11 protein-coding genes are annotated in these 12,834 nt (G+C 38.6%); 2 read left to right on the plus strand and 9 right to left on the minus strand.

All coding sequences use genetic code 11. The annotated features are described in order from the left end of the window. Nucleotides 1-215 precede the first annotated feature (215 nt). From H6G57_RS04650 to H6G57_RS04665, 4 genes are all read right to left on the minus strand, one after another. Nucleotides 216-1,121, minus strand: a complete 906-nt coding sequence (locus H6G57_RS04650; RefSeq protein WP_190516448.1) for a polysaccharide deacetylase family protein — start codon at nt 1,119-1,121, stop codon at nt 216-218. A 468-nt stretch (nt 1,122-1,589) separates the two neighbouring features. Beyond that, on the minus strand, nt 1,590-2,081 hold the full coding sequence (locus H6G57_RS04655) for a plastocyanin/azurin family copper-binding protein (protein WP_190516449.1): 492 nt from the start codon (nt 2,079-2,081) through the stop codon (nt 1,590-1,592). A gap of 144 nt (nt 2,082-2,225) precedes the next feature. Continuing rightward, entirely contained in the window at nt 2,226-2,666 is a 441-nt protein-coding gene (locus H6G57_RS04660) for a VOC family protein (protein ID WP_190516451.1), read from the minus strand. Between the two features lie 11 nt (nt 2,667-2,677). Next, complete coding sequence (locus tag H6G57_RS04665; protein ID WP_190516452.1) at nt 2,678-3,187, minus strand: TIGR02652 family protein; 510 nt, start codon at nt 3,185-3,187, stop codon at nt 2,678-2,680. 100 nt (nt 3,188-3,287) lie between these two features. Here H6G57_RS04665 and H6G57_RS04670 point away from each other — a divergent pair, with 100 nt between their 5' ends. Continuing rightward, nucleotides 3,288-3,827, plus strand: a complete 540-nt coding sequence (locus H6G57_RS04670) for a gamma carbonic anhydrase family protein (RefSeq protein WP_190516454.1) — start codon at nt 3,288-3,290, stop codon at nt 3,825-3,827. A gap of 12 nt (nt 3,828-3,839) precedes the next feature. Here the strand turns inward: H6G57_RS04670 and H6G57_RS04675 are convergent, their stop codons facing one another. The 5 genes from H6G57_RS04675 to H6G57_RS04695 all read right to left on the minus strand — a co-directional run bounded on the left by H6G57_RS04675 (nt 3,840) and on the right by H6G57_RS04695 (nt 11,502). After that, nucleotides 3,840-5,294 (minus strand): MlaD family protein, encoded by a 1,455-nt coding sequence (locus H6G57_RS04675; RefSeq protein WP_190516455.1) that lies wholly within the window; start codon nt 5,292-5,294, stop codon nt 3,840-3,842. Between the two features lie 52 nt (nt 5,295-5,346). Then, nucleotides 5,347-6,936 (minus strand): Hsp70 family protein, encoded by a 1,590-nt coding sequence (locus tag H6G57_RS04680; RefSeq protein ID WP_190516457.1) that lies wholly within the window; start codon nt 6,934-6,936, stop codon nt 5,347-5,349. 28 nt (nt 6,937-6,964) lie between these two features. Beyond that, nucleotides 6,965-7,423, minus strand: a complete 459-nt coding sequence (dtd, locus tag H6G57_RS04685; protein WP_190516459.1) for a D-aminoacyl-tRNA deacylase — start codon at nt 7,421-7,423, stop codon at nt 6,965-6,967. Nucleotides 7,424-7,806: 383 nt separating this feature from the next. After that, nucleotides 7,807-8,958, minus strand: a complete 1,152-nt coding sequence (locus H6G57_RS04690; protein WP_190516461.1) for a GTP-binding protein — start codon at nt 8,956-8,958, stop codon at nt 7,807-7,809. Between the two features lie 174 nt (nt 8,959-9,132). Continuing rightward, entirely contained in the window at nt 9,133-11,502 is a 2,370-nt protein-coding gene (locus tag H6G57_RS04695) for a glycosyltransferase (protein ID WP_190516462.1), read from the minus strand. A 221-nt stretch (nt 11,503-11,723) separates the two neighbouring features. Between H6G57_RS04695 and H6G57_RS04700 the strand changes: the two genes are divergently transcribed. Beyond that, entirely contained in the window at nt 11,724-12,830 is a 1,107-nt protein-coding gene (locus tag H6G57_RS04700) for an AI-2E family transporter (RefSeq protein ID WP_190516463.1), read from the plus strand. Nucleotides 12,831-12,834 lie beyond the last annotated feature (4 nt).

Raw genomic sequence — 12,834 nt, forward strand, 5'->3', positions numbered from 1 at the left:
GATGATGAATTTACTATTAAAGTTTGCATGAACAATCTGAGCTTTAAAATGGGTTATTTTGGGGCTGTATAAGCTCAATTGAATCATTGACCCTTTTATTATTTTAAAGAGTTAAAACTCTAAAATTCATCTGTCAAAGGTTGGAGAAATGATGAGACTAGAGTGCGTTGGCTAAAATTCCATCAATGATTACCTAGTTCGTGGAATTTAGCTTACTATTCAGATAAGGCTAATAATTCAGGAACAGTGACAAACCGATAGCCTCGTTTTTGTAATTCAGGAATGATCATCTTTAAAGCTTCTATGGTTTGAAACCGATTTCCACCGCCATCGTGCATTAAAACAATATCCCCTGGACGGGCTTGATTTAAAACCCGCTCTGCTAAAATTTCAGCCGAGGCTTGTTGATAGTCTTTCGTATCAATTGACCACATAATAATGGCATAGTTTTTACTGCGAGCATACTCCGCCGTTCCATTATCTAAAATGCCGCCAGGAGGACGAAATAACCGGGTTTTTAACCCTGTCATTAACTGTAATTTTGCGGCTGTATTTTCAATTTCTGATTTTGCCTGCTGGGACTCCATTTTAACATAAGGATGTGTCCAAGTATGATTCCCAACCGCATGACCCCCTTGAACCACTTGTTGTATAATTTCAGGGTATAATACTAAATTGCGACCTAAAATAAAAAATGTGGCTTTAATATCAAACTGTTGTAAAACCACTAAGACTTTTAAGGTGTCTAACCAAGGGCCATCATCAAAGGTTAAGGCAATTACTTTTTCTTGATTTCGAGGAGAAACGTGATTAACGGTTTTGCCTTTATAGCGTTCTGGAATTAAAGAATAATAAGGTTTTTCAGGTTTCTTTAAAGTCGGAGGGGGGAAAGGTTGTCTGGGGATAAAGGGGGCTGGTTCTCCTAAAGGGGGAATAGTGGGTTTTTCGATGTAATCTTCAGAAGAATTAATCTCGGCTGGAAGAACCTGATTTTGAGTTGGTAACCCAACAGTCGGCAAAGATACAGCAACTTGGGCTTGATGAAAACTCAAGATAAAAATTCCACTCACACCACCGAGTAGAATTTGTGAAAACCGTTTAAAAGTTATGGAACCTATCATCGGTTTTAACCGTCAGAATAATCTGACTCTAGTTTACGAGACTTTTGCCCTCACTCCCGTAAACCTTCATTAAATTAAATATGAGAATGTTCCTGGTCAGAAACAATCTCCGGTTTGTTGGGTGTTAATGCGATCGCAAATACAAACGAAACTAACGGCCCTACAATAAAAATAGCCAATTCTAACCCTGTCATAATGACCCCCTGTGGGTTGTGGGTTTCAGTCGGCCCTATTTCCCTCAGATGCAGTGTTAATTATTAGCTCAGTTGGGAACTGATCTCGGTTGAAAAACCGTTTTTGCATCAGAAAATATGCGAATAATACCCCTGATATTCTTCAATATACTATAATCACCCTCATCCAGTTTCCCTCTATACTCTGATAGGTCTTAATTTCACTCAATCTTTAAATCCAGATCATAAAGCTTTACCTAAGCTAAATTTTATTAATAAATCTTTACGTTTGTAATCACGAGTTCTCGGTAATAATAATTTCCCCTTTCATTCCAGCTTCGGTATGTCCGGGGATAGAACAGCGTAAACTATAAGTTCCAGTTCTGATGGGAACAAATACCCAGGTTGCTTCCCCACCCGGTTTTAATTCTAAATCGTGAATGGCCCCTTTAACTTCTAATTTTCCAGACTCAACTTTTTGTGTCCAACTCATATCCGCAAAATCTTTAGCGGTGAAATAATGTTTACCGGGACTGGGATTTTTTAAGATTAATTTATAGGGTTTTCCAGCTTCAAATTGGAAGTGATCCGGGAAAAATTTTAATTCTCCTGATTCATTACTTAAACTAACGGTAACTTCCGTTGTCGGTTGACGAGATAAATCAACCCCAGCAAAAGCGGGTTGCATTAGGATAGAATTCAATCCTAAAATCAGGATCAATAATACACCTAAACCAACGAAGATTTGTTGAAATAATAATTTAAAATCGAAATTAAATTTTATCATATTTTTACCCTTTTATTTAAAAAATCAGAACTTCTCTAGGCTTCAAAGTTTTGATCTAAACTTTTGGAAAAATTATATCAAGTTTGGAAACTTTGAATTCTATATTTTTATGAACAAGATTCTTAGGGAATGGGTGGAGGTTGGTTAGACAGCCGACAAAATGCGGATAAATTCTAAAGGTAAACCGTCTGTGTCCGCAATAAACATGACTTCATACACCCGATCTCCGATCATTTGTTGCATAGGTTCTAATAGAATTTTTAACGGTTGAAATAAATTGGGCTGTTCTGTAACTCCTTGATTAAACTGATTTTTAAGATCATTTAACCAACTCGCTAAATCAGAAACTTGATTTGTTAAATCAAACGAAAGATGATAATAACCCACATAATGCTCATCCGAGAACGCATCAGGAGCAGGTTTCGGTTGGGGAATTTCAATCAATTCAATTCGTCCGTTTAACCCTTCCATCCAACACGCTAAGGTATATCCCGTTGTAAACCGTTCACAAACCGTAAATCCCAGGGTTTCATAAAAAGCGATCGCTCGATGAATATTAGCCGTCCGAATTGACGCATGGTGCATGAATTTTCCCCCTATTCAAATAATCGAAAATAGGGATAACGGACAGGCACTCCCTGTTCTTTATCTAAATCAAAATTAATCACATCCCAGCACGGTTCATCCTTGGCATCGGGGCTAAATTCCACAGGTAAACCGTATAATCTCGGTTGTGTGGTATCTGTCCCATTCCGCCAAGGGGCACTGCGTTCTAAATAGGCACTGATTAACTCTTGATAGCGTTTAGCGATAACCACACGGGTAGCCCGATAACCTTGAGTGTAGAGTCGGTCTAACGCTTCATGAATTTCAAATCGAATTCCATCGGGATGAGTATGTTGTCGATACCATTCCCCCTGCCATTCTCGCCAATGACGACCTGATTGCAAATGAACCAACTCACCTGTATTCGGGTCAGCTTCAAAAGCGCCATGACGGGGACATAAATAGGTATCCGTCAGCGTCAGGGCCGGAATTTGCTGACGACAATGGGGACAACTAATCTCTGGGCCAAAAATTGGGTACTGCAAGGCAGAATTCATCATTAAATGGTTTTACACCAGGGCTGTCGTTTATTATAACTATGGGAATTTTACCCTTTCTTCTCTATTGTAGTTTGTTCGTTTTTTACGGAATCTTACACCCATGTCTGATCAACCTTTGTTGACTCCCCCAACCTATTGGCCTGCTGTAGATCTCTCCCAAGCTGCCTTTGTCGCTGCAAATGCTGTGGTGGTGGGTTCTGTGGAAGTTGGGGCTGGGGCGAGTATTTGGTATGGGGCTGTTGTTCGGGGAGATGTAGAACGGATTGTGATTGGGGAAAAAACCAATATTCAGGATGGTGCTATTTTACATGGTGATCCAGGTCAGGTGACACTTTTAGAAGATTGTGTTACCGTTGGCCATCGGGCGGTGATTCATGCGGCTCATATTGAACGAGGAAGTTTAATCGGCATTGGGGCGGTTATATTGGACGGGGTGCGAGTTGGAACCGGAAGTATTATTGGGGCGGGCTCAATTGTTACCAAAGATGTTCCTCCGTTTTCTTTAGTTGTTGGTGTTCCCGCAAAACGGATACGGGAAATTTCTCCAGAGGAAGCAGCAGATTTAATTGAACACGCTAAACGGTATGAAAAATTAGCGCTAGTTCATGGGGGAAAAGGAACCGAAACCGGGTTTAGTTAATGCTCTTTTTGACTAATGATTGGGATTTAAGATAGAGGGAGAACTTGTTTCTAGGGGATAGGAAGGTTGAGAAATAAATTTTTGATTTTGATCAACAGAATAAGTTGTAGCAGAATCCATCAATTTGTCTATAGTTTTATTGGGTTGTGGTGTTTCGGTGTTAACAGTTGAAGCTTGATTGATTGTGGAGAGTGTAACTTGAGTTTTTTCCACTGCTTCTGCTAAGGGTTCTAATTGTTCAGACATGGATTTTTGACGTTCTAAGCGTTGAGTTGAACCAAACAATCGACTCAAACCATTAATTAAATTTTTGAGGTTATTTTGCAACTGTTCATCCCCGGTTAATTGATTCACATCTTCACTAATTTTTTGCAGGGTTTGTAATGTATTGCGGGTAGAATTTAAAGTTTCTTGAATTAGCATTAAGTTTTCAGGATCACTGACGGCTTTTGAGAGAATTCTTAAGTTAGCTGAAGCGGCTTCTGCATTAGCTGAGGTGGCTTCTAAATTTTCAACAATTTTGGCTTGTTCTAACTGACTCATAATCGGAGTGAGGGTTGTTACTAAAACACTTAATTCTTTTGTGGTTTGATTAATATTTTCTAAAGTAGAAATTAACGTAACACGATTATTAGCTAATAACCCATTAAATTGATTACTCAGAGATGTAATTTGATCCGCAGCACGACCGACTGAGTTTGCAGACTCAACAGCAGCTTTAGACACTTCTTGGGTATCTTGTTGAACACGGGTCGAAAGATTACTAATTTCTGAGGTAAAAGAGGTAACACCTTGATTAACCGATTGATTTAAACCGCCAATTCCTGTATCAACTGACTCATTTAAGTCTTTCATTTCAGATTGTGCTACTACCAAAAAATCCGATAGTTTTCCTGTCAATTTTGTCGCTTCCTGTGCAGCCGTTGCGGTGGTTTTTGCGGTTGTATTCAAATTAACATATAACTGAGGATTTCCATAGATTTCTGCAAACTGATATAAACTGGAAATCAGTTTCATAATATCAATGCCTGTTTCCGCAGGAATGCGAGTATTATTACACAGAATTGTATCAGGACAATCGGGACTTAAGGGATCTGCATCGGCGATTTTTTGAGCGGTATTTCCTTTGGGAATAATATCTACATATCCTTCATTTAATAAACCAATTTGGTTAGATTGAATGATGATATTACGAGGAATAATAAAACTACTCGGTGTAATTTCTAAGATAGCATCGACAGAATTTAAGTTGGCTTCCAGTCGGGTGACTCGACCAATTTTAACTCCTCGATATCGCACGGGAGTTCCGATTTGTAATGCAGACGCATCAGGAAATTCTGCAATTAAAGTATAGCTGCGAGTTCCTAAACTAATATTTTTGAGCCATAAAATTACGGCTCCCAGCAAACCTAATCCTAACAGAATTAACAAACCAACGGAACCTTCTCGAACGGCGCGCGATCGCATATTTTCCCCCTCTTAAAATCAGGATGGACTGAAAACCTGATTGATGGCACATTTAACTTAACTGTACAACAACTTGATTGTCTAATAGCATTCTATTTGTTAATAAATCTTCGACGGTTATGCGTAAAAATCGTTGGTCATCCACTTGAAATAAAACTTTAATCCGATCGCTTCCAGGGCTTCCTGGGGGAGTTAATTGAGCAATGGTTCGACCTCCTGGGTTATCATTTAAGGGTTGTACAATTTGACCCTGATCTAAACGACGAGTAATTAAGCGATCGCCATCAAAATAAACCTCGGTTCCCCCCGTTTCATCTCCCAATTCCCCTAAAATTAATTCGATACTTGGTTGATTTTCTAAAGATGCACCCAAGACTAATTCTACAGGAGTTGTCATCGGGTAAGGTTGACCTGATTTGATAATTGGATGCCAATTGTGGCAATTATCTCGACGGTTCCAATAGCGCACCCCATAACTATGATATAAAAAATCTTCGATTTTGGTGCCTTGACTTAGTTGTAAAGCACCGTGAGAAATAGCCTCAAAGGGTTTTTCACAGCGAATTTTACTGAATTCAAAATATTGTTGAATCCAAGTTTGTACCGCCGGAATTTGAGCACTTCCTCCCACGAGTAAAACCCCATTAATATCCGCAACTTCGATTCCTTGGCGACGAGCTTGTTGAAATACTTTTCCAATCGAATCATCTAAAGTTTCAAAAAATTGAGCTTTGCTCAGAATCGTTTCAAACTGATTTCTCGTTAAGGTTAATTCATAGCTATCTAAGGTTTCATCATCAAAATACACTTCCGTTGCTTGGGTTTGTAAAGACAATTGTATTTTTAAGCGTTCTGCTAAACGAGTAGTTAACGCAGTTTTGGGTAAACCTTGGGTTTGGGTAAAATAATCTACTAACCAATTATCGATATCCGAACCTCCTAAATTTTGTCCTGCTTTGGCTAAAACCCTAGCTGTTTTTACCCGTTGTCCTGATGATTCTGCAAAGGATTTTTGACCCCATTTTAAAATAAATCCCAAGGGTTTTTGATGGCTATTTCCATCTAACCGAACTAAGGAAAGATCTAAGGTTCCTCCGCCTAAATCAATCACTAATAAAAGCTCTTGATCTGCTAATCCATATCCTAGCGCTGCTGCTGTCGGTTCATCTAAGAGTTGTACCTGTTCCACCTCCAAAGATTGAGAGACTTTTCCTAACCAATATCGATAGGATTCAAAACTATCAACGGGAACGGTAAAGACTAAAGAATCAGTCGCCATCGGAATTTGACGAATTGTATTAACAATTCCCGTTAAAAATAATTCTCCAACTCGTTCAAAACTAATAATTTGACCATCAATTTCAGGTAAAAATCCTTGAATATTGCTACCAATTCCCCGTTTAAAATTCCTAAAAAAGCGAGAATCATTGCTAATATCATATCCCCCATCCCGCACTTGTTGACCGAATAAACAGTCTCCTTGACGGGCATCTTTTAAATAAACTAAACTGGGAATTAGGGGGGGATTTTGACTAGAAATTAAGGATAAATTCGGTAATTTTAAAGTTTCCGCTTGTTGTGTGGCGGGGTTCCAACGGGAGATCACGGTATTACTGGTTCCAAAATCAATAGCAATGGTCATTTTTCTAAATACTTTATTAGTGAAAGAATTAAGGGTTTGCTTCTTTTTCTAAGGTTAACGTAACAGGGCCATCATTTTCAATTAACACTTGCATTAAAGCTCCAAATTTGCCAGTTTTGACGTTTAACCCACTCAAACGCAATTTTTCTACAAACAGTTCATAAAGTTTTTCAGCTTTTTCTGGAGGCGCGGAACGGTCAAAAGATGGACGCCGACCTTTTCGACAATCTCCATAAAGGGTAAATTGACTTACAACTAATAATTCACCTCCGATTTCTTGAACAGATTTTTCCCATTTTCCCGTATTGGTTTCCGGGTCAGGAAATAATCTTAATTCTAAACATTTTCGCGCCATCCAGTTTAGTTCAATTTCGGTATCTGTCTCTGCAATTCCGACTAATAGGTTGAGTCCTCTTCCAATTTTACCTATAATTTCCCCATCAACAGTAACTTGAGAATGATTAACTCGCTGAATAATTACCCGCATAACAGTTATCAGTTATCAGTTATCAAGTATCCGCATCATCAGTTATCAGTTTAGAGGAGCGGAGTTAACTTAATCGATGTCAACTTAATTCGTTGATTTTTTTCTACTCCTAGATGACCAATGAAAAGGGGGAAATTAGAGTTCAAAGTCCCCCTTAAAAAGGGGGATTTAGGGGGATCTGTTCTCGGCTGTAATCACAGGTTTTCGGCTTAAGTTGACACTGATGGGTTACTCCGCCCGTAGTCAGTTACAAGTTATCAGTTTAGCAGTTAAGAGTGGAGAGTTAACCGTTTAAAATTTAAAAGTTGTTTATTGTTAGCTAAAAATGCAAGACTCAAAACTGCTCACTGGTAACTGATAACTGATAACTGATAACTGATAACTTATTTCCCAAACCCTTTACCCCGGTTTGTAGAGGGGAGACATAAACAATTATTGAGTTGAGTTTGGAGGGTTTCATGATCTAATCCTTGACCAATTAAAACTAATTGGGTTTTGGGTTCCCCTTTCCACTCATCATCATCAATGGAAAAGCGTTTTCCACTCAGGTGAAAAATATGACGTTTGGGACTTTCATCAAACCATAAAATTCCTTTAGCGCGGAATACACTCCCAGGAAGTTGGTTATCTAAAAAGTATTGAAATTTTCTTAAAGATAGGGGTTGATCGCTTTGGAAAGAAAGGGAGGTAAACCCATCATTTTCTAAGTGGTTAGAATGATGATGGTGATGGTGTTTATGGTCGTGATCATGATGGTGATGATGGTGATGTTCATGGTCGTGATCATGATCGCAATGTTCATCACAAACATGATCAGCAGGGTCATCGTGATGGTCATGGTCATGGTCATGAGCATCAGATTCAGGATTAAAATATTTATCGGATTCAAATAATCCCACACTCAGAATTAAAGGAAGAGGAACTTGAGAATTATGAGTGCGTAAAATTCGGGCATCTTTTTTCATATCCCGAATTCTAATTTCTAATAAATCGACATCGGCTTCATCCACCAGATCGGTTTTATTCAAAACAATAATATCCCCATAGACAATCTGGCTGTTAGCCGCTTGGCTATTAAATAAATCTAAACTAAAATTAGCACAATCTACCAATGTTACAATGGAATCTAAACGGGTCATATCCCGTAATTCGGTGCTTAAAAATGTTAGAGCAACGGGAAGCGGATCAGCAAGTCCAGTGGTTTCTACCACCATATAATCCACTTTTTCAGACCGTTCTAAAACCTTATAAACCGCATTCACTAAATCTTCGTTAATGGTACAACAAACGCAACCATTACTTAACTCAACCATTGTATTATCTTCATCGGTATTGATAATCAATTCATTATCAATCCCAATTTCACCAAACTCATTCACCAGGACGGCGGTTTTGATTCCCTGCTGATTCGATAAAATATGATTCAGCAGGGTGGTTTTCCCACTGCCTAAGAACCCTGTAATAATGGTGACAGGCATCCCTCGCTTTGGATCATCCATTGTTAATTCTGTGTTAGGTGTTACGGCTGATTGCATAGAGGTACTACCAAAAACGTCAAGAATTTAAACTGGTAATTGTTAGTGTATCGTATTCTTCCCAGAATGACTAGATAAAGTCCGTTTAAACAAAAACAGTCAGAACATCTCAATCTTAAAACTGAGAAGGAATTTCTCGGTTAAAAATCATCTGTTTGGGGATTAATTTTAAAATTAAAGGTTGTGGAATAAAACCTTTAATAACTGCTCAACAATTATTTTCCAGGTGAAGTTCTGCTCGACAAAATTTGGCCCAATTTTTTGTAAAGTTTGATAAAAATTTTCTTGTTCAATCACCTTTTCCATTAAGGCAAATAAATGTTCTTGATCCGGTTCTAAAAAGAATCGAATTTCACCGCTTGGTAAGGTAATTTGATCAAAGGTACTTTTGATTTTATACACTAATGTTTCATTGGTAAAATCATCCGTTGGCCCCCCATCGGTACAGATGACTGGAACGCCACAGGCGATCGCTTCTAATACTGGAAGATTAAACCCTTCGGCGGAATAGGGAGACACATAAGCATCAGCAGCTTGATATAATTGCGCCATTTCTAGGGAGGATAAATTGTTACCAATGTAGCGCATTCGAGTAGAAACTCGTTGTATTTCTTCATCATTTAAGCTGTCTTTTGTGGCTTGTTTGAGATGATCTTTCGAGGGAAAAATGGCATCTCTACCTTTTAAAACTAATCGAGCGTCTGGGTATTTTTCAGTAATTCGAGCAAAGGCTTTTAAAATTCGATCAATCCCTTGACGTTCATTCCACATCACTCCAATATTTAAGAAAATAAAACTATCATTCCATCCCAATTGTTGGCGAAGTTCCTGTCGTTTTTCTTCGGGTAAAGGATGATAGATTTGGGTATCCACTCCTAACGGAATTACCACCACTCGTTCAGGAACCGCACCACTGCGAATAAATCCTTCTCGTGACCAATGGGAAGAGGTAATAATTAAGGTATCCCAATGGCGATGAGCTTCTCTAAAACAGTCAATTTTCATCCCCTTTAAAATAGAACGGGGGACAATTCCCCATTCTGTACAACCAAAAATAGCGGTTCTTTTACTCGGAGAAGCTGTTAAATTAAACGGACAATAAACCCGGAGAGTAACATCTGCCTTTTGGTCAGTTTCAGGAACAGGAATTCGATCTAAAATATCCTCAGCTTCCCGACTTAATAACTGTTTGCTTGGCTTCCATTCAGAGGTAACATAAGGGATATCTTTATGAAAAACTTTTAAAGCCGGATATTTCACCATTTCTAACAGTTGGTAACTGTTAATAAAGGAATAGGAATGGGGAAGATCTCGCCATCCCTCCACAATAATACTGTGAGGAGACGATAAAGAAACGGGAAGATTACGAGGGGGAGTCGCCCAGGCTATGGGGGTTTCTTGTTGAGCAATTTCCAACAGTTGATCAACGGTATGTTTCCAGGTATAACGTTCTGCTATCCATTGAGGAGCGATTTTTTTAGCTTGTTCTCGCCCTTCGGAATCATCTATAATTTTTTGCATTAATTCTGCCAGATGTTCCCAACTGGGATGGAGGAAAAACCGACTTTGATTGTGAATAATTTGAGTTTTAAAAGAACTTTTAATTTTCCAGGTAAACTGCTCATCAGTAATGTCTTCTGTCGCACCGCCAGAACTGCAAAGAATTGGTAATCCTGATGCAGCAGCTTCCAATACCGATAAATTAAAAGCCGTTGCAACATCTGTGGCTAAATAGGCATCGGAAACTTGATACAATTGGGCTAGGGCGGTACAAGATAAAGGTTGATCTAAATAGGCAATTTTAGGGTAAATTTTAGTGACTTGTTCTTCTGTTAATACAGTTTTAAAGGCACTGTTTAACCAGTGATCAGAATCGTGAAATAGATTTGATCCTTTTAACACTAATCTCGCCTGTGGATAATCCTCTACAATTTGAGAAAATGCCTTTAAAATCGGTTTAATTCCATCTTGATCTTGTAAACTACCGATATGAAGAAAAATAAAATAATCATCCCATCCCCATTGTTGCCTTAAAGCGGTTCGTTCTGTTTGATTGAGAGGATAATAGATACTGGGATCAACACCCCAAGGAACAACCTTTACCTGTTGAGGATTTAGACCACTTCTGATGAATCCTTCCCGTGACCATTGAGACGGTGTAATAATCGTGATATCAGGATTAAAAATCTGATTTTTTAAGTGAAATAAAGGTTTAAGGGGGGCGGATGAATCAATTAAAATTCCCCAAGGTGCAGTGGCATAAACCAAGGTTTTTCGACTCAGAGAAGATTTAAAATTAAACGGTTGATGAATTCTGAGAGTAACATCAGCAACCGGGTTAATGGCTGAAGTAATTTGTTGTAAATAAGTTTCTAATTCAAGATTGAATAATCCGGTACAAGGTTGCCATTGGGGTTTTAAAGGGGGAATCTCTTCATGGGTTAATTGTAAGGGCGATCGCTTTAGCATTTCCAAGAGTTGGAATTGATTGGTAATGCTATAAGAATGGGGCATAAAACGCCAGCCTTCAACATGAATTCGCATAAAGAACCTTCTACCCAGATACAAACCGTTAAGATATTTTAAACGATATTATTGATTCATTCTAAAATAAATCAGAACAGCAAAAATAGTTAATAACAAATTAATCCAGAATTCCTCTTGACCAATGTTGCCAGAATGATTACACTAAAAAAGCAGGTGGATAGAATAAAATGGGGTTTTTGATAGGCCTCCACCCCTTAGACTAATCTTATAGCCAACCCATGAAATCTGAACGACGTATTTCATTTTCCCTTTCTAGTCTGCTTCTGATTGTAGCATCGGTTTTCCTGCTTGTGCTGCTTTGGCAACTACGAGGTTTAATTGTTCTATTAATGATTTCTGTTGTTTTGGCTGCTTCCATTGTCCCCCTTGTCAATTGGGCAGAAAAAAAACAGGTTCCTCGATGGTTAGCGGTTGTTATCGTTTATTTAACCTTAATCGCAGGATTAATGGGATTTGGCTTAGTTATTGGGCCTGCTGTTGTCGATCAAATTACCTTATTAGTCCGTCAATCTCCGGTTTTTGCAGAACAAATTATTAGAATTGCAACGGATTTAGCGGGTCGATTAGGATCAGAAACTTCCACCTTTATTGAACAACTCATTGATCCTCAATCGTTAACCAGTTGGGTGATTCGTTCCAGCCAACAATTAATTTTACGTTCCTATGGAATTACGAGGGGCATTTTAGGGGGGGTTGCTAGTTTAATTTTAGCTTTATTTATTTCTGGCTATATGGTAGCGGATAGTAAAACCTTAATTCATAGTTTTATTCAATTTTTTCCCTATCCTTGGAATGAACGATTAGCCGCCCAAGTTGATCCCATTAGTCAACGGATGGGGGGTTATATTCGAGGGCGAATTCTGGTTTCTGGAATTTTAGGAGTAGCCACAACAACGGCGTTAGGATTTTTAGGATTAAAAGACTTTGCCATTGGTTTAGGAGCTATTGCTGGAGTTACCAATTTAATCCCCTTTTTAGGCCCAATTTTAGGGGCAATTCCTGCCTTAATTGTTGCCTTAGCCAAAGGCGGATTTTTAGTGGTTTGGGTCTTATTATTATATGGAATTATTCAAAATGTTGAAACCTATGTTCTCGATCCCTTATTAGTAGGTTCATCGGTGGGAATTCACCCCTTATATCAGCTTTTATCTGTACTCGGTGGTGTACAAGTTCTCGGAATTATGGGGGCGTTAATTGTTCCCCCTTGGTTTGCCGGAGTCGCGGCATTAGTTGAAAATCTCTATCTTCAACCTAAATTAAAAGCCGAACAACAACAGGAAGGTTTAACTCCCTCCGAAGTTGCTTCCTCTGCTCAATTTCCCTAATTTT

The organism is Planktothrix sp. FACHB-1365, from assembly GCF_014697575.1.
In the GTDB taxonomy this organism is placed as follows: domain Bacteria; phylum Cyanobacteriota; class Cyanobacteriia; order Cyanobacteriales; family Microcoleaceae; genus Planktothrix.